This window comes from [Scytonema hofmanni] UTEX 2349, assembly GCF_000582685.1.
Classification (GTDB): Bacteria; Cyanobacteriota; Cyanobacteriia; order Cyanobacteriales; family Nostocaceae; genus Hassallia; species Hassallia hofmanni.
Genome location: NZ_KK073768.1, coordinates 4,814,989 through 4,833,089, shown reverse-complemented (window position 1 = coordinate 4,833,089; position 18,101 = coordinate 4,814,989). Strand labels below are relative to the sequence as shown.

Here is an 18,101-nt window from a genome sequence, read left to right as displayed (position 1 = left end):
AGAATTTGGGGCAAAATTGTCTGCTAGTTGTTTTGAGGGATATGTATTTTTAGACCATATTAGTTGGAATAATTTTAATGAATCTGGAGACTTAAAAGCACAAGTAGAAGCATATAAAAATTATACTGGCTATTATCCAGAATCCGTTCATGTTGATAAAATTTATCGAACGAGAGAGAATCGAGCTTGGTGCAAAGAAAGAGGTATTATCATGAGTGGACCGGCTTTGGGAAGACCACCAGTAAATGTTAGTAAAGAAAAAAAGAAGCAAGATTTAGAATCCGAGAGAATTCGTAATTGTATTGAAGGAAAATTTGGGCAAGCTAAAAGAAGGTTTAGCCTCAATCGAGTGATGGCGAAACTTTCCCACACTTCTCTTACTGCAATTGCTATTACTTTTTTAGTGATGAATCTTTCTACTCACCTGTCGCGGGTTTTTTATGCTTTTTTATGTCTATTTTTGAAAACTGCACCTTTTATGCAGTTTCGCATAACTGAAAATTATGATTTTGTTATTTATAAACAACAAAAGCTTATCTTTGATTTTACTTGAATAACTAGTCAACCCAAAAGAATTGCTTTTTCATACTTTTTCAGCAAACCCTAATTAGGGCTTGCTGAATGAATGTGTAATCTAGTCCAGATAAGGGGTTTAAGCCTTTTTTCACCAAACAAGTGCACTTGTTTAACATCTAGAGTCTCAAAACCCTTGCACAATCAAAGCGCGATCGCTAGGTAAAGAAAGGAAACTGAGCAACGAAACAACCATTTTGTAACCTGTGTGGCTTCTAGATTCGCTTTAAAGACTTATTCAGCAAGCCCTAATTAAACGGACATGATATAACTCCGTTCCTACCTTGCCTTAGCGTAAACGACCCGATCGCAAGATACTAATAATTAACCACAAACCTAACAAACTGGCTGCGGCAAACAGCACATTGTTCAAAAACGATAATTGATCGCTGCGGGGGTTGCTGGAAATAATTGCGGCTCCCATAATTAATGAACCAACCAAAATACTAAAAGATAGGCGGTTGGCAGCATCATCGAGAGTGCGACGCAAACCGTCTAAACCTCGTAGCGATAAATTCCACTGTAAGGTTTCTGATGTCACTCGGTCTAGGAGCAACTCAATTTGCCGGGGAGATTGTAACGAGAGACTTTTGAGATCCAGCGCTGTTCTTAAAAGCGATCGCACCGGACTATCACCAAATAACTGTCGTCTAAACAAATCTGTCAGCAATGGCTTAATTTCATCAATAAAATTAAGTTCTGGGTTGAATCCCCGCGCTACACCTTCTAAATTCGCGAGAGTTTTCGCATATAAACCCATATTGCTGGGCAAACGGATTTTATTATTGCGGGCAACTTGCAGAACTTCATAAATTATTTGACTGAAGTTGATTTCTGACAAGTTCATGTTGTGATACTTCCGCAACATTCTGTCATAGTCGTTTTCCAGACGCGCTAAAATTACTGGTTCACGCGAATCCGCTAGCTGCAAAGTTAACTGAGCGCACCTTTGAGCATCTAAATCAACGATCGCTAACAACATTTCTGTTAATATTTGCTGAGTGCGGGGATCGAGTCTTCCCACCATCCCACAGTCTAAAAGGGCAATGCGACCATCTCGCAAATAAAATAAATTTCCGGGATGGGGATCGGCGTGAAAAAATCCATCTATGTATAGTTGTTGAAAGAAAACGCGAAATAATAAAGTCGTAATCGCGTTTCGTTCTTCTGTGGGGTCTTCACCATTTTGAGCGCTGATAAAATTCGCTGAGAGTAACGGTACTCCGTCCAGCCACTCCATCACCATTAACTTTTCTGTGGTTAAATCCCAGTTAATTTCTGCAACTACTATTTTAGTGGGATCGTACCAACGACTTTGGGATAAATTGCGCCGCAATTGATCGGTGTAACCTGCTTCTCGCGTAAAATCTAATTCAGCTTCTAGAGCTTTGGTAAATTCTTCAGCGATCGCTTTAATTTCATAGTTTTGCCCAAATTCAGTTCGAGCAACTAAATCGGCAATTCCTTGAATTAAAGCGATATCTTGAGCAATGGTTAAATCTATTCCCGGACGTTGCAATTTTAGTGCTACTTCTCGACCATCTGCTAGTGTTGCCCGATGAATTTGAGCAATTGATCCCGCTGCCACCGCTACCGGATTAATTGTGGTGAAAACTTCTTCTAAAGGGCGTTTCAATTGTTGGCGAATAACTACTTCTATATCTGTCCAAGGAACTGCTGGAACTTCATCTTGTAGCGTTGATAATTCATCAATGTAAGAACCGCTCAGTAAGTCTGGACGAGTAGAAAGTAGCTGACCTAGTTTGACATAAACTGGTCCCAAATCCACCAGGATGTTTTTCAATACTGCCGGTGTGGGTAGCTGGGGATCATCAGCTTTCCCACCGGTAAGTAGCCTTCGCATGTAGTCCCAGCCATTGCGGAATAGAACTTCAACGATATCTCTTTGACGGGGAACAGTTTGAGTGAGGAACATGATTTTAACGAACTGCGAAGATACGTTCGCGTAGCGTCTCCGCTAGGAGAAGGAGAAGGACGCGAAGAAAGAATAAAAAAGAGTTAAAGAGGTAAGCAGCAGGGGATGACAATGCATCTGAAGCCGTTACTGGTCAGAATTTTACTTGCTTGAGTACAATCTTGGAATCTTTGTACTGATGATTTTACAGCTTCTGTCAAACTTTGGTTGGTGAGCATTCTTTTAACGTAATTTGAGCAGGAATCCCCACCGTGTAATAGACGATGGGGACAAAAAAATCCTTTGTGAGGAGAAATATAATTTTGATAGGCAATAATTGAGTTTATTGCCATTGTCTTGGCTAGAGGTTCAAGGCTATAGACTTGCATAACTCTTAGATAAAATAACAGACATTTAAGTTATAATGTAGATGCTAGCTTTTACGCCTCTGCCAAGAGTTTTAACTTTTACACAGGATTGAGAATAAAGGATTGAGGAGAGTGAATAGTTAGGAGTGAGGAGTTATTAATTTCAAACTCATAACTTTACCAGTCCCTAGTCCCTAGTCCCTAGTCCCCAGTCCCCAGTCCCCAGTCCCCAGTCCTTTTACAAGAGTTCGGTAAATCGGGAATCACTCTGTAAGGTTTTGAGGATTTGCTTGATTTCCTGGGTACGGTCTTTTTTGACAATGAGGGTGACGTTGCGATCGCGCACAATCACCACATCCTCTAAACCGATAGTCACGATTACATCATCTGGATCGGTTGCGTAAATAACTGCACCTTTGGTATCTAGCCCTACATGAGTAGCCAGTTCCACATTGGGATTGTCTTCTTTTTTAAGTAAACGTTCGATCGCATTCCAATCACCTAAATCATCCCAACCAAATTCAACCGGTAATACATAGGCTATACTTGTTTTTTCCATTAGGGCATAGTCTATACTCTTTTTAGGCAACTGCGGATAAGCATCTTCCTCACCCTGTTGTTCTAGCGGTTCAATAATTTCCGGAGCGTGGGTATGCAGTTCTTTGAGAACAACCCCTGCCCGAAAAATAAACATACCGCTATTCCAGCTAAAGCGTTTCGTAGCAAGAAACTTTTCTGCCGTTTCTCGGTCAGGCTTTTCAGTAAAGCGATTAACGTGATAAGCTGGCAACTCACCAAAGCTACCAATATTTTCGCCTTCTTCAATGTAGCCGTAGCCAGTTGATGGAAAAGTTGGCTTGATCCCCAGGGTGACAATCGCTTCTGAACTTGCCGCCAGTTGAGTTGCAGCTTGTATTGTACGCGTAAACTCCTCTAGGTCAGCAATCCAGTGGTCAGCAGGGAAAAAGCCGATCATCGCTTCTTCACCGTAACGCTTTTTAATTTCCAAACTTGCCCAAGCGACAGCAGCGGCAGTGTCTCTTCCCTGTGACTCGACAAGTAAATTTTCAGATGGCAGTGATGGAAGTTGTTCTCGGACTCCTTGAGCTATCTGGCTAGAAGTTATTACCCACAAATTGTCCCAACCGTCAGCAATTTGTAGCAGGCGATCGGCAGTTGCTTGTAGAAGACTTCTAGAGCTACCATCGAGACTTAAAAATTGCTTCGGTCGCAAAGCGCGACTCAGGGGCCAAAAACGTTCACCTTTACCACCAGCAAGAATTACAGGGAAAAATGGAGTATTCATTCTGTCATACAAATTTAAGCAACGAACATTACAAGTGTACTGTGACAATTTCTACTGGCAACTTTTGTAGCTTGGATTAACATACGTTTAGGCAGTGGTTGAGTGGGGAGATAATCGTGATAAAACAAGTACAATTTTCAGAAAATCAAGTAACGCCGCATCAAGTAGAACTGCCGGAAAATCAGGTAGAACTGCCAGAAAATCAGCTATTACCTGATGTACAGGATGAAATCGAACTAAAACAGTCGGCAGCAAATCGTAGCGTTGTCGAATCAGTAAGTTCCATCCCCAACGAGCTTTACGATCGCTTGGGTTTAAGTATGCCTCGCTGGTTGTTGTGGATACTCACAGCAGTTTTAGGTATCGTTTTATCTGGTTTGCTCGTTTCCACATTGGCACTGTGGACTCCACTATGGAGCGATTTGGATCGAACCGATGAAGAACTTCTTGCCGCCGGTAAAGATCCACAAAAAACGCCAATGCCGGGAGAGTTGGCAGACAGACTCTCTCAATATAAGCTTTCCCGCCCGATGAATATTTTAATCATGGGCATTGAACCAACTAAAGGCACTGTTGATGGTTCACCCGAAAGCTTTGCAGGCAAAAGCGATACCATGCTGCTGGTACGGTTAAACCCCAGTGACAAATCGATTCGGGTACTTTCAATTCCCAGAGATACGATGACCACCATTCCTGAAAAAGGATTGACCAAAATATCCGATGCTAACGCTCAAGGTGGTCCCGTCTTGGCAGCACGGGTAGTTAGTCGTACCTTGAACAATGCGCCCATCGATCGCTATATTCGCATCTCCACCAGCGGCTTACGTCAGTTGGTAGATCAATTGGGTGGCGTCGAGGTCTATGTGCCTAGTTCGATGGAATACCAAGACTCATCTGGAGAAGCTTCTTTAGTTAGAGGCTGGCAAACCCTCAACGGCGACCAAGCAGACGAGTTTGTTCGATATCGCGATCCAGGGATGGGAGATTTACCGAGAGTACAGCGCCAGCAAGCACTGTTGGCAGGATTAGTCAATCGTCTCAATAACCCCACTGTACTACCCAGGTTGCCGCAATTAACCCGGATGATGCGGAAGTATTTTGATACCAACCTGAAGATGGAAGAAATGATGGCACTGGTCAACTTCTCCGTCAATGTGGATCGAGATAATTTCCAAATGACGATGTTGCCAGGTATTTTCAGCCGCTTAAGCCAAGATCCAAATAGCTATTGGCTGGACATGACTGGACAACAAAGGCTATTGAATGATTATGTTGGGGTGAATCTGACTGGTATTAAACCAGATGTGCGTCCAGTTCAGAACCTGAAAATTACTATTCAAAATGCATCCAATCAACCTCAGTTAACTGAAAAAGTTATCAAATATCTCAAACAAAAGGGCTTTACAAAAATTAACACAACAGCTGATTGGCCCGATACCCAACGCCAAACTCAGATTATTGTCCAAAAAGGAAACCGCCAAACAGGAGTTGACCTACAAAATATTTTAGGCTTAGGTAATATCGATGTCTCCTCTACCGGCGACCTCGAATCTGACATGACAATCCGTATTGGTAAGGATTGGAAGTAGTTATTGGATAATGGTTAGTGGATAGTGGTTGGTGGTTGGTGGATAGTGGTTGGTGGATAGTGGATAGTGGTTAGGAATTAGTCGGAAATTTAACCAACAACCATCAACTATCAACTATCAACTATCAACTATCAACTATCAACTATCAACTATCAACCAACAAATTTATGAAAAAGATTTTGCTTCGCTTTTTGAGTTTGATTGTAAGTTTGCTACTAGCTGCCTTGTGGATAATATTTAATCCCCATCCGGCTTTTGGTCAAGTAAATACAATAAATTACAGCAATATGAGTTTAGAAAACCGTGATTTTTCTAACATTGATTTGACAGGTGTAACTTTTGTGGCAGCGGAGATGCGCGGGGCAAATTTCCAAGGGAGCAATTTAAGTAATGCAATTCTCACCAAGGGAATTTTACTTAGAGCAAATTTAGAAGGTGCAAATCTTTCTTATGCTTTAGTTGACCGCGTAACTATGGATGAGGCAAATCTGAAAAACGCGATTTTTACAGAGGCGACCTTGACAAGTAGCCGCTTTTATGGTGCGGATATTACAGGTGCTGATTTTACCGATGCTATAATTGACCGCTATCAAGTGTCATTATTGTGCGATCGCGCATCGGGTGTCAATCCAGTTACAGGTATTTCCACACGCGAGAGTTTAGGATGTCGTTAAAGGGGATAGTGGTTGGTTGTTAGTTGTTGGTAGATAGTTGGAGCGTTGACGGTTAACAGTCAACAGTCAACAGCCAACAGTTATCGACTATCCACTATCCCCTAACCACTATCAACCAACAAATGACCATAATAATTCGTGGCACAAGAAAAAACATCTCGTTCTCTGACTGGAATAGCTGGCATTGTTGCCGCTGCAACGTTAATTAGTAAAGTCTTTGGTTTGGTACGTCAGCAAGCGATCGCAGCGGCTTTTGGTTTGGGACCGGCTGCTGATGCTTTTAACTACGCTTATACGATTCCTGGTTTTCTGTTAATACTGCTAGGGGGGATTAACGGACCATTTTATAGTGCGGTTGTCAGCGTCTTATCCAAGCGCAGGAAAGAAGAAGCGGCGCCTTTAGTAGAAACGATAACGACGCTGATCGGTGGGATGCTGTTAATCGTGGCAATTATTGTGGTAATTTTTGCACCGCAGATGATTGACATCTTTGCACCTGGTTTGAGATTGGGACACAAAGATTTAGTGAGAGCGATCGCTATTTTACAACTCCAAATCATGGCACCAATCGCACTCTTAGCCGGACTGATTGGTATTGGCTTTGGAGTTCTCAACTCTGCAAATCAATTCTGGCTACCTTCCATCAGTCCGTTATTTTCCAGCATTACAGTTATTGCAGGTTTGGGTTTCCTTTATCTGCAATTGGGTGAAAAAATTAGCACTCTTGAATATGCCAAATTAGGTGGAATTGTTTTGGCAGGAGGAGTTTTAGCCGGCGCAGTTTTGCAATGGTTAGTCCAGGTAATCGTTCAAGCACGGTCTGGTTTGGGTACATTGCGGTTGCGATTTGATTTTAATCAGCCTGGTGTCAGAGATGTTCTTAAAATCATGGGACCGGCTACCTTTTCCTCAGGGATGTTGCAAATCAACCTCTACACAGATTTGTTTTTCGCTTCCTTAATTCCCACTATCGGAGTTGCTGCTGCTTTGAATAATGCATCTTTACTGGTGCAAACTCCTTTAGGAATCATTTCTAACATGATTTTGGTTCCTTTATTACCGATGTTTGCCCGACTTGCTGACCCCAATAATTGGGATGAGTTAAAATTACGCATTCGCCAAGGTTTGTTACTTTCAGGTTTCACCATGCTGCCCTTGGGTGCATTGATGATCACGCTTTCTGTGCCGATTGTCCGCATAGTTTACGAACATGGTGCTTTTGAGAGAAGAGACTCAGCGCTAGTGTCTTCGCTGCTAATTGCCAACGGAATTGGCATGTTTGTTTATTTAGGACGTGATGTTTTGGTGCGGGTGTTTTATGCTTTAGGCGATGGCGATACACCTTTTCGCATCAGTATAATTAATATCTTCTTTAACGCTGTATTTGATTACTTTTTAATTAAAGCTTTTGGCGCTTCCGGCTTGGTTTTGGCAACTGTAACTGTAAATTGCAGTTCAGTATTAATGCTGTTATTTTTTCTGAATCGCAAGTTAAATGGTTTACCTTTGCGCGAGTGGAGTTTACCGTTTTTAGGTTTAATTGCCGCTAGCATCGCAGGTGGAATAGCCAGCTTTGCGACTCTGGAACTTTCTCAGCACTATTTAGGTAAAGAAGGTTTGCTGATTCTGCTGTTTGAGTTATGTGTATCTGCTGTAGTGGGAATTGCCATTTTTGGCGTCATTGCCTCATGGATCAGATTACCAGAGGTGAATGTTTTTGTCTCTCGTCTGCGTCAACGGTTTTTGAAGAAGTAGTGGATAGTGGTTGGTGGATAGAAGTTATCGCAGTTGGGTTTGAGAGTGCGATCGCTCTCCAGCTATGCCTAAAAGTTATAATTAATGATCGTATAACAGGAAAGGCAAAAATGACCGCAAAAGACAAAATCAAAGCTGAAATTGATAGCCTCAACGAAGAATATCTAGATGAGCTATATCTTTTAATCAAAGATTTTGCCCAATCCAAACAACAGTTAAAAAAACCTAGTTTCATGTCAAAGTTAAAACAAATCAAGATTGATGCACCAGAGGATTTTGCTAGTAATATTGATTTGTATTTAGCTAGGGATAAGGGTGATAAATAAGATATTTGTCGATACTTTATTTGTTGTAGCATTGATTAATCAGCGTGACCAATATCATCAGCAAGCCTCAGAATTAGCTGATAGCTTAGAAACTTATCCTTTAATCACAACTGATGCGGTACTATTAGAGGTTGGTAATGCTCTAGCGCGGAACTATAAAGACGAGGCTGTTGAAATTATCGAGCAATTCTTTGCCTCAGATGAAGTGGAAATTGTGCGACTCACACCCGAATTATTTGCATAAGCGTTTACACTTTACAAAACACATCAAGATAAAGCATGGGGTTTGGTTGATTGCATTTCGTTTGTAGTTATGAAGCAAGCAGGAATAAGTCAAGCTTTGACTTTTGACCAGCATTTTATACAAGCAGGCTTTCAGGCTTTGATGAGATAAATTAACCTTGGCAAGATTATTTGCGATCGCGTTGGGTTTGAGAGTGCGATCGCTTCCAGCGGGCGTTCCGCCATCGCAGTTGGTGTGTTCACCCAGTCGGGTATAAAATTTTAACCCATTCAGGCTATCCAAAAGTGCGAGGTTACATTTCGTAAAAAAAGAGATTCTAGTACTAGAGAACATTGATTGAACTAAATCTCTAGTCAGGAAGAACTTATGAAACTCGCAAAATTCGCAACCTCTGTACTCGCTGTTGCTTCTGTTATCTTTAGTGCTGGAATTGCTAGCGCTCAAACTCCTCAAACCGCTGAAACACTTGGTCTAAAAGGAAGCTATCTCGGTGCTGGTGTTTCTGCTGGTGTCACCAACGGCGGAAGACAAAATGATGCAGCTTTGTTAGGTGGTAATATTCAAGGACGCGCTGCAATTCCTAACGCACCTGTTTCAGTTCGGGGTGCTGTTTTGTTCGGTGGTGATGCTACCGCATTTATGCCGTTAGTAACTTACGATGCAGCGATCGCTAAAAATACTAACGTTTACGTTGGTGGTGGTTACTCGTTTGTCACCGATGAAGGTAAAGCTACCCAATTAGGAAACAAGAATACACCTGTAGTAACCGTTGGTGCTGAATCAGAAATTGCTAGAAACACCGTTTTGTATGGTGATGCTAAATGGGGTATTGACGCTTACAGAGACAGCAATGCTGGTGCTTTAAGCTTGCAAACTGGTGTTGGTTTCCGCTTCTAATTTCTATGACTGATATTAAAATGCAGTCATTTCCCTTAGCGGAAATAGTTATTAAAGGACGCGGAACACGGATTTATCATCCGCCTCACCGCGTCCTTTATAATGTAATATGCTTGGCGTTATATCATACAATGTAAAGACGTTCCGGCGGAACGTCTCTACGAGGGTTGCGATATTTTTATTAATGTTAATTATCAGGACATAATATTAAAGATTTTTGGTAGTGATTTTAGACCTGTAGAGACGCGATATATCGCGTCTCTACAGGTCTAAAATGCCCAATAAAAATATTTAACCGAACCGTATTATCTTACCCCTTGGAATTTTTTGCATACACAAACACAGGCACTCTCTTAAAAGCAGGTGTCCCCGATCGCTCTTCAATCGGTGCTTTAAAAATCGCATTTACTTCAGGATAAAACATCAACGCAGCACCCGGACGCACTGCCCCATAAATGATTTCCACATTTTCTAATTTCCCTGCGTTTCCCTGAACCGTAACCCGCTGATGTTCGTGCAATCCTGCCCGTTCTAAATCGATTCGATTCATTAAGATGCAATTCCGATGGGGAATTCCCCGATACTTATCTTCAATTTGATAGACTACAGTATTGTGTTGAGCATAGCTACGCCCTGTCATTAAAGCTACCACAATCCCTTGAGTCTCATCATCAGCGGCAAAGGCTTTTCGATCTGGAAGCGTTAGTTGCGGTAGTGGTGTAACAAACATCTTTGCTTTGCCGCTCGGAGTCGGAAAGTGAGGGGTGGTAAAAATGCGTCCGCTAATAGTAAATTCCTCTTTGGTTTCATCAATTGTCGCCATTTTCTCATATCCAGGAACCGTTTCGGCGATGAGTTGACGGATGAATTTTGTGTCTCGAAGTTGGCGCCAATTTACCGGATATTTACCATGAATTCGATAAGCCAACTCTGTCAAAAAGTCCACTTCAGGAATCAAATCAGCGTCTTGAAGATGAGTTTCACCTTCGTCATTGAAACGTACAAAATTATTGCCCGATTCAACAGTTGTTTTATAAGGATTTTCAAACCGATTTAGTACGGGAATGACAATTGTATTTTGTTTTGCTAACCCGTGAAAGTGTCCTAAATTGGGTTTCGTAGCCAAATAAATAATAGTTTCAATGTTACCTAAAGCCCGTTTTGCCTGAGTTGAATCTGGATTTGCTCCATACAAATTTCCACCCAGACAGATGAGCGTATCTACCTTTTCCTCGTCGGCGGCTTCAATCAGCGCACGAGTATTATACCCTTTAACGGCACTCAGAGAACGCCCTAAAAGCTTTTCTAAGGCTTCTTGAAGTCCTTTTTTGATTTTTTGGGTGGTTACACCCATTGAGCCGAACCCCTGTACATTTGAGTGTCCTCGCACGGGCATTAAACCGGCGCCTTCTCTGCCGATATTGCCACTGATTAATGCAGTGTTGCCAATACTATAAACGTTGTCTACGCCATTATCGTGTTGGGTGATTCCCATTGCCCAACCAAATACAACACCTTTGGCATTGCTGATTATAGTTGCGGCTGCCTCAATTTCGGCTTGGGATACTCCGCAGATTTCAATAATAGTTTCCCAAGGAATCGAGCGAGCATTCTCAACTACTGCTTCCCATCCCTCTGTGTGAGCTTGAAGAAACTCCGTTTTGATGCTTCCTTTTTCGATGAGTGCTTTTTGAATTCCAGTGAATAATACAGAATCGCTACCAGGAATCGGTTGGAGATACAGCGAAGAAATATCAGAACCCGGTATTAGAGATTTGATTGGGAAAGCAGGAGAACCGAATTTAACTAATCCAATTTCCATTATCGGATTGATGACAATCACCTTTCCACCGCGATCGCGCAATTTGATCAACTCATTCATCAAGCGTGGATGATTATAAGCCGAATTTGTCCCTGCCAACACCACACAATCGGCTGATTTCAAGCTCTCCAAATTCACAATCGATGTTTTTGTACCAAGCATCTGCTCAAGTGCGTAAGTCGATGGTGCGTGACACAAATCTGAACAGTCAGCTAAATTATTAGAGCCGAGCGATCGCATCATCAATTGCAACAAAAATGCCGCTTCGTTAGAAGATCGACCCGAACTGTAAGAAGCTACTCTTTCCGGAGTTTTACGGAAACCAGCTTCCGCTATCTGATAAATTTCTAACCAAGAAATGCGTTCATAGTGAGATTTACCCGCTCGCAAAATCATCGGAAAACTCAATCTTCCTAACCGATCTGCTTCCATTGAGGTGAGTTTTTGCAATTCTTGAATGCTGCGTTCCTCAAAAATTTGCGGCTTTATACCTGGTTTAATTTCTGCCGAAATTGCCTCAACACTTTTCATACAGCGCTGAAGTTTTTCTCCTTCCTCATTCGTAAAACCACCTTTTTGTCCTCCCGTTCCCCAAGAGCAAGATAGACAAGCACTATTATGAAGTAGAGTTTTCCAGAGTTTTGGTGCTTCGGCTGAAAGTGTATGCTCTGCCCAATATTTAATCACAGGTAAGCCACCCCCGATATCTGGTGTTTCTTCGTTTGTGTCATTAAACGGGGGAAATTGTTGTGCAGAATGCAAGTTATCTTGACTCATATAGGAATCCTATTTGATTTTTGTAGACAAAGCTCAATAGCTTCTTGAATGCGTTCCATTAGTTCGTCTAGAGATTTAGCTTGCGTGTGACATCCAGCAAGACTAGGTACAGAAGCAACAAAGTATCCATCGGAATCCCGTTCTATAATTACGTTGAATTCTCTAGTCATGTTTAAATAGCGATGGAGATGTATAATTTTAGAGTAGCTCACTCAGAAGGCGATCGCGCTTGGTTTTTTAATTGCGCTAGGAGTGAAAAACAATGTAGAGACGCGATATATCGCGTCTCTACAAAGGTTTCGGGTAACGCATAGTTCATTTTCCTCTATTCAATTGCGCTAGGAACTCTTTATAAGCTTGATTAATTGCTTGCATTGAGGCTTTTGCCGTTGCCGAACTGTTGACATCAGGATGATATTGTCTTGCTAATTGAAGGTAAGCTTGTTTGATATCACTGGGATGATTGCCTGGATTTACGCCTAAGATTTCCCACCATTTCCCAGATAGTATTGGGTTAAAGTCTTGTTTTTGAGACCAAATCTTGATGCTTCCACCGTTACCACCACTTACCAATATTTTACCATCGGGACTAAAGGCAACGGGACTACAACCAGAAAGAGTTTGAGTTTGTAATACTGCCCCAGTTTGTAGGTTCCAAAGTTTGATGATACCATCTCTGCTGCTACTTGCGAGGGTTTGTCCATCTGGGCTGATAGCAACAGATAAAACCGCTGTTGAGTGTCCAGTCAGAGTGTAAAGTAGTTCCTCAGTGTGGAGATTCCACAGCTTAATAGTAGTGTCTGTACTCCCACTAATTAAAGTTTGATTATTAGGACTAATAGCAACTGTATTAACTGCTCCTAAATGTCCGGTAAGAATACAGCGCTGTTCCCAAGTTTTTACATCCCAAAGTCTAATAGTTTTATCAGCACTGCCACTAGTAAGGGTTTTACCATCAGGACTGAAAGCAACAGACAAAACTGCATCTGAATGTCCATTCAAAGTACATTTGAGTGTTCCTGTGTAGCCTCCCCAAAGTCTAATAGTTTTATCGTTACTACCACTTGCAAGAATTTTACCATCAGGGCTAAAAGCAACTGAGTAAACAAAGCCAGTGTGACTGTAGGGAGAATTTAAATAAGAGAATGTACGATGAAAATTTTTTGTTTCTAGCTGCCAACTACTGATTTTACGATCAACACTGCCACTAGCAAGAATTTTTCCATCAGGACTGATGGCAACTGATAAAATTGCCTCTGCTTGTCCAGAGAAAATATAAAGCCATTTTCCAGTTTTTAAGTTCCACAAATTAACTTGTTTATCATTACTACCACTAATAAAGGTATTACCATCAGGACTAATAGCGATCGCATTAACTGCGGCTGAGTGACAATGAAGTGTTTGTACACATCTCCAAGTTTCTTCTTCTTGGATTTTAAGGGATATTATTTTTGTTTCTGGGGTTATAGATGGCGAGGAATTTGATATTGTGGAATTATGTATTTCTGCCTTGAGCGCTTGTAAATCATCTTCGACTTCCAAGGCTGCAAATTGTTGGTTGAGATCCTCACCAGATAAAAATAAATCTAACTCGATAACTGCTGCGGAATAAAAATCCATTTGCAAAACTTTTTCTTCCATCCGCTCAAAAAGCTCTGCCGGAGTTTCACTAATTCCAGATTCGTCTAACAGTTTGGCAATACCATAAGCTGCAAGTCCAACCACTGCACCAATTCCTGCCATTGGTACTGTGCCAATACCAAATGCCAAACCTATTTTTGGTGCTACTAATCCCATACCACCAATGACATTAGAAACCCCAACACCACCGATCGCACCAATTCCCATTGCACCGAAAGCTACAACATCTCCCTGTGCGATCGCATTAATTGCACCATAAGCAGCTGCACCAGCAACAGCACCGGCACTAACCACAGGAACTGTTCCAATTCCAACAGCTCCAAATCCTCCCGCTAATCCCATCCCACCGACAGATGCGGAAACACCAGCACCTGCCAAGCTTCCTCCAGCTATAAATGCTGCACCTGTTCGGTTCTGTTGCGTCACTTGTTTTATTTATAGGTAGTTAAAGTTACTTACAGCATAGACAATGAAATCTTTCTTATACCAATTCTATGTGAGGCTCTTAACATGTTCAAGCTTATCTGCTAAAACCCGTAAAGCTAATGCTTGAACAAGAGCGATCGCTTCTTCCCTTGTCTGCCCATAAGCTAGCACACCAGGAAGTGGTGTCTGTAGTGCCACTAATTAAAGTTTGACCATTAGGACTAATAGCAATTGTATTAACTGCTCCCAAATGTCCGGTAAGAATACAGCGTTGTTCGCAACTTTTTACATCCCAAAGTCTAATAGTTTTATCCCACATTCCGTACTTCAAGTTGAAGTGCGGAATGTGGGTTAGATATGACAAAAACCCGCCACGGTGGACGGGTATAGAGTTTTGGTTAATTAGTTTTTCATTCCTATCCGGTTATAGTGGAAAACTTTAACATGCAAGTTTAAGGCTTACATAGCGATTTAAGCTAACATTTTGCTCTGCCGCTTCTATAGCTAATCTACGGTTTTGCTTTCCCCTTTTTCTCTTGAATGTTTACACGAGGATCTCCAGCCCAAGGGGTTTTATAGACACAATGGCTTGTTCCTTGCTGTCTGGGTTCTCCAAAATAATGATTGCAAACCTTCACTCTTCTCGGTAAAGTTTACGTTCTTAGGGTTGTTCCTTAACTGAGCAAGGATTTTTTCTATTTGTGCCATATATAAATTTATAATAGTATCAATATTAATACTATGTCAAGGGGGATCTTTTTTAGTATTGATGACCGGAAAACCCGAATGTATATAGGTTTTGGCGGGTTAATCTGGCACTGAATACTTTATTTTAGGTACTTTTGGCTTAATGTCGTCTAAACCGTATTTGACGACTTTGCAAATAAAAGATGGTGACAAGAAAAAGTGTAACAAGTACACCAATGTAGGTATAGCCTAATTTCCTCTGAGATATAGTGTATTACAGCAGCTTCCGCTTTCATCGAATAAAAGAGACGTAGCAGTGCTACGTCTCTACAAGGAGAGGGGCTTTATATATGTAAGTAGGTAGGCACAAATAAACCTACCTATGTAACGAAATGTAAAACCCTCGAAACCCTTGTGATTGCTTCACTTCACTTCGTTACGTTCGCTTCGGACGTAGTTAGGTTTTATCGTACTTATCTACTTACTTCATTTACCTCAAATCTGCTGTATGTAGTTTCTAATTTGTAGAAAAATCTTTGTGTGAATAAACCACAAGATTGTACAAGCAACCTGTACTAATGGCGATTTGATAGAGCCGAAATTTATGAAAAGTACGAATTATTAACCCATTTTTTTATGACATAGATCAAAAATGGATAAGTAGGTAAAACACTTAAAACCCTTGCGATTGCTTGTCTGCGACACGCTGCGCGAACGTCGTGCCTCCTCTCTACGAGACGCTCCGCGAACGCAATGACAAAATATAGTTATGTTTTTTAACGCCCTCCTACTTACTAGAGGTAGTAAAATCATTTATCGCTCAGTTCAAGAATTTGAAGGGCTGAAGCCATTACTACGTTATCGTGCAAATTATAGAATTATATATCCACGTATTTTGATGAAGCGAGATTGGTTTCTTCTTCCAAAGCGACTTCAGAGAATTCTGGTTCAACCGCTGTTAAATGCTTTTCCAAAATTGCTAAATTGCGGATGTTAGATTTATAAACAGCATCAAATAAATCACCCACTAAAGGCACTGTTCCAACAACTGCTTCCAAACCAACGTTGAAAATCATTTGCCTTAAATCTTGATTTGAAATACCGACGCGGGTCGCTAAATATATTATATAAGCCGAGAATGCTGTACTGATTAAATCACCAGCACCAGGAACAAGACCAAGAATTGGGTCTAACCCAAAACGAAAGCGCGTCCCAGGAATACCGATAGATGTATCCATCAGACGGCTAAGTTTACGAATGCGGTTGAGAGTAGCTAGGCGTTGAATGGTGTCCATAATTTACAATATTTGCACTTTTGTTTGATGTTTGTCTTATACCGTTAGAAATAGTTACGAGTAGAGACGTTCCGGCGGAACGTCTGTACAATCAAGAGACGTTCAGGTCGAACGTCTGTACAATCAAGAATGTAGAGACGTAGCACTGCTACGTCTCTAGTTGATAAATATAGCTTAATGACTTTTTAACTATTAGGTATATTTTATAATTTTCCAGCGATAATTCTTAAAACAAGGATAGAATAACAAAAAATCAAGAGGGAAAAAGAACTTGTGGTGACAACACCAAATATTCCCAAATTGCCCCTACCATCTCCACTTTTGGGGTCTGAAGTTGGTACTTTTACTGAGTATACAGTAACTCAACGAATGCCTGCGATCGCCTGTAGAGTTATCGCTGAAAATAATTTCCCAGAAAACACTAATGCTTGTTTGAAACAACTAGCCAGTGAGTTACCATCAGAACCTTTAACACCTCTTTTACATGACACTGGTGCTGATTTTTCAGCTTGGGTCAAATATCTAGAACCATTCAAAGGTCAACCTTGGATTGATGTTCCTTGGTTCTTAGCAGAAACTTATTTTTATCGTCTAATTCTGGAAATTACTAATTACTTTCGTCCTGGTGAATTGCAAGGTATTGATCCATTTCAGTTACAGAAAAATAAAGGTTTAGAAACATCTATTGACTCGATAAACTCTTTGTGTATTCAACTTAATCAATGGTTGGTTGATGCACAAAAAGAAGAGAAGTTAAATCAAACAGCCTTGATTGCATTGTTGTATTTTGCGCTGTGGGGAAATCGTGTTGACTTAAGTTTGTGGTCAGCATTGGAAAATGATCGCAGTCGTTTTGATATTCAAAGTCAACAAGGTCAGATTTTAGTCGATGATACCGCCAAAGTCACGGAATTGTTACTTAGTAAGGGTAAACGCATTGACTTTGTAATAGATAATGCTGGTTTTGAACTGGTTTGCGATTTATGTTTGGTAGATTTTCTTTTGGGTAGTGATGTAGCAAATCAAGTAAAGCTACATTTAAAACCTCACCCGACTTTTGTCTCTGATGCCATGATTAAAGATGTGCTACATACAATTGAGTTTTTAGCAGCTTCCAATCATGAAGATGTTACATTATTTGCCAAACGGTTGCAAGAAAATATTGCCTCAGAGCGCTTAATTTTGTGTGAAGATTACTTTTGGACATCACCTTTAGCTTTTTGGGAAATGCCCGACTTACTCAAAAGTGATTTATCAGCCGCGAATTTGATCGTAATTAAAGGTGATGCAAATTATCGCCGATTATTAGGCGATCGCCATTGGGATTTTACCACCAATTTTGCAGATATAGTATCTTATTTCCCCGCCCCCATCGTTGCATTACGCACTCTCAAGTCGGAAGTCGTCGCTGGGTTAAAACCGGAAGTTATTGAACAAGTCGCAAAATCTGACTCTGATTGGCTCACAAATGGACAATGGGGTGTGATTCAATTAGTAGACTAGTACCGCTTCTCCTTCCCTTCGGGACACCTTCGGTGAACGGAGACGCTACGCGAACGCGGAAGTCAAAAGTCAAAAAGCTTGAAATACAAGGTTTTTGGCTTTTTTGAATGGTAGCTTAATCATCACTCTAAACCTATATTTTACCTTGTAGAGACGCGATAAATCGTCGTCTCTACAATATGCATGATTTGCTGGACACGCTATTAAATGTAGCTTTGATTACTTTTATCATATCTTCATCTGTTCAAGCCAAACAGCTACAAATGTGACAAACTTGATATAAGTAAATTTGTTAAGAATAAT

General features: G+C 41.0%; 16 protein-coding genes and 1 pseudogene. 8 read left to right on the top strand and 9 right to left on the bottom strand.

The features are described 5' to 3' along the window. Positions 1-553, top strand: a 553-nt coding sequence (locus TOL9009_RS0127095) for an IS5 family transposase (protein WP_029636268.1), incomplete at its 5' end; no start/stop codon positions are given. 309 nt (positions 554-862) lie between these two features. Here the strand turns inward: TOL9009_RS0127095 and TOL9009_RS0127090 are convergent. The 3 genes from TOL9009_RS0127090 to TOL9009_RS0127085 all read right to left on the bottom strand — a co-directional run bounded on the left by TOL9009_RS0127090 (position 863) and on the right by TOL9009_RS0127085 (position 4,162). Next, on the bottom strand, positions 863-2,509 hold the full coding sequence (locus TOL9009_RS0127090) for an ABC1 kinase family protein (protein ID WP_029636266.1): 1,647 nt from the start codon (positions 2,507-2,509) through the stop codon (positions 863-865). Between the two features lie 83 nt (positions 2,510-2,592). Then, complete coding sequence (gene yidD, locus TOL9009_RS43905; protein WP_242055636.1) at positions 2,593-2,841, bottom strand: membrane protein insertion efficiency factor YidD; 249 nt, start codon at positions 2,839-2,841, stop codon at positions 2,593-2,595. Between the two features lie 253 nt (positions 2,842-3,094). Next, positions 3,095-4,162 carry a mannose-1-phosphate guanylyltransferase gene (locus TOL9009_RS0127085; protein ID WP_029636264.1) on the bottom strand — a complete coding sequence of 356 codons (1,068 nt, stop codon included), beginning with the start codon at positions 4,160-4,162 and terminating at the stop codon, positions 3,095-3,097. Positions 4,163-4,278: 116 nt separating this feature from the next. On the opposite strand from TOL9009_RS0127085, the gene TOL9009_RS0127080 reads away from it, so the two are divergent. From TOL9009_RS0127080 to TOL9009_RS0127055, 6 genes are all read left to right on the top strand, one after another. Beyond that, positions 4,279-5,751, top strand: coding sequence for an LCP family protein (locus TOL9009_RS0127080; protein ID WP_029636262.1), 1,473 nt, complete (start codon positions 4,279-4,281; stop codon positions 5,749-5,751). 167 nt (positions 5,752-5,918) lie between these two features. Then, entirely contained in the window at positions 5,919-6,425 is a 507-nt protein-coding gene (locus TOL9009_RS0127075; RefSeq protein ID WP_029636260.1) for a pentapeptide repeat-containing protein, read from the top strand. Positions 6,426-6,563: 138 nt separating this feature from the next. Further along, the gene (murJ, locus tag TOL9009_RS0127070) at positions 6,564-8,180 is read left to right on the top strand and encodes a murein biosynthesis integral membrane protein MurJ (RefSeq protein ID WP_029636258.1); all 1,617 of its coding nucleotides are present in this window, start codon (positions 6,564-6,566) and stop codon (positions 8,178-8,180) included. Continuing rightward, positions 8,180-8,506 (top strand): hypothetical protein, encoded by a 327-nt coding sequence (locus TOL9009_RS0127065; RefSeq protein WP_242055632.1) that lies wholly within the window; start codon positions 8,180-8,182, stop codon positions 8,504-8,506. The genes murJ and TOL9009_RS0127065 overlap by 1 nt, the downstream gene beginning before the upstream one ends. Continuing rightward, the gene (locus tag TOL9009_RS49715) at positions 8,496-8,750 is read left to right on the top strand and encodes a type II toxin-antitoxin system VapC family toxin (protein WP_051503043.1); all 255 of its coding nucleotides are present in this window, start codon (positions 8,496-8,498) and stop codon (positions 8,748-8,750) included. The genes TOL9009_RS0127065 and TOL9009_RS49715 overlap by 11 nt, the downstream gene beginning before the upstream one ends. Positions 8,751-9,116: 366 nt before the next feature. Further along, a complete protein-coding gene (locus TOL9009_RS0127055; protein WP_029636254.1) occupies positions 9,117-9,647 on the top strand; it encodes a histidine kinase in 531 nt (176 codons plus the stop codon). A gap of 310 nt (positions 9,648-9,957) precedes the next feature. On the opposite strand, the gene TOL9009_RS0127050 is transcribed toward TOL9009_RS0127055, so the two are convergent. The 6 genes and pseudogenes from TOL9009_RS0127050 to TOL9009_RS0127030 form a co-directional block, all read right to left on the bottom strand. Continuing rightward, a complete protein-coding gene (locus tag TOL9009_RS0127050; RefSeq protein WP_029636253.1) occupies positions 9,958-12,246 on the bottom strand; it encodes an FdhF/YdeP family oxidoreductase in 2,289 nt (762 codons plus the stop codon). Continuing rightward, a complete protein-coding gene (locus TOL9009_RS43900) occupies positions 12,243-12,416 on the bottom strand; it encodes a type II toxin-antitoxin system HicB family antitoxin (RefSeq protein WP_072022168.1) in 174 nt (57 codons plus the stop codon). The genes TOL9009_RS0127050 and TOL9009_RS43900 overlap by 4 nt, the downstream gene beginning before the upstream one ends. Before the next feature lie 145 nt (positions 12,417-12,561). Beyond that, complete coding sequence (locus TOL9009_RS0127040; protein WP_029636252.1) at positions 12,562-14,313, bottom strand: DnaJ domain-containing protein; 1,752 nt, start codon at positions 14,311-14,313, stop codon at positions 12,562-12,564. Between the two features lie 94 nt (positions 14,314-14,407). Further along, positions 14,408-14,677, bottom strand: coding sequence for a WD40 repeat domain-containing protein (locus TOL9009_RS42335; RefSeq protein WP_260675949.1), 270 nt, complete (start codon positions 14,675-14,677; stop codon positions 14,408-14,410). 75 nt (positions 14,678-14,752) lie between these two features. Further along, positions 14,753-14,824 (bottom strand): annotated as a pseudogene (locus TOL9009_RS43895) (toxin-antitoxin system HicB family antitoxin); the annotation flags it as partial. Positions 14,825-15,878: 1,054 nt separating this feature from the next. Then, entirely contained in the window at positions 15,879-16,295 is a 417-nt protein-coding gene (locus TOL9009_RS0127030) for a DUF4112 domain-containing protein (RefSeq protein ID WP_029636250.1), read from the bottom strand. Positions 16,296-16,571: 276 nt separating this feature from the next. Here TOL9009_RS0127030 and TOL9009_RS0127025 point away from each other — a divergent pair, with 276 nt between their 5' ends. Then, positions 16,572-17,798 carry a damage-control phosphatase ARMT1 family protein gene (locus TOL9009_RS0127025; protein WP_260675988.1) on the top strand — a complete coding sequence of 409 codons (1,227 nt, stop codon included), beginning with the start codon at positions 16,572-16,574 and terminating at the stop codon, positions 17,796-17,798. Positions 17,799-18,101 lie beyond the last annotated feature (303 nt).

Bases quoted from the DNA above. Each gene is read 5' to 3' on its own strand.
- TOL9009_RS0127090 (WP_029636266.1), bottom strand. From the start codon at position 2,509: ATGTTCCTCACTCAAACTGTTCCCCGTCAAAGAGATATCGTTGAAGTT.
- yidD (WP_242055636.1), bottom strand. From the start codon at position 2,841: ATGGCAATAAACTCAATTATTGCCTATCAAAATTATATTTCTCCTCAC.
- TOL9009_RS0127085 (WP_029636264.1), bottom strand. From the start codon at position 4,162: ATGAATACTCCATTTTTCCCTGTAATTCTTGCTGGTGGTAAAGGTGAA.
- TOL9009_RS0127075 (WP_029636260.1), top strand. From the start codon at position 5,919: ATGAAAAAGATTTTGCTTCGCTTTTTGAGTTTGATTGTAAGTTTGCTA.
- TOL9009_RS0127055 (WP_029636254.1), top strand. From the start codon at position 9,117: ATGAAACTCGCAAAATTCGCAACCTCTGTACTCGCTGTTGCTTCTGTT.
- TOL9009_RS0127050 (WP_029636253.1), bottom strand. From the start codon at position 12,246: ATGAGTCAAGATAACTTGCATTCTGCACAACAATTTCCCCCGTTTAAT.
- TOL9009_RS43900 (WP_072022168.1), bottom strand. From the start codon at position 12,416: ATGACTAGAGAATTCAACGTAATTATAGAACGGGATTCCGATGGATAC.
- TOL9009_RS0127030 (WP_029636250.1), bottom strand. From the start codon at position 16,295: ATGGACACCATTCAACGCCTAGCTACTCTCAACCGCATTCGTAAACTT.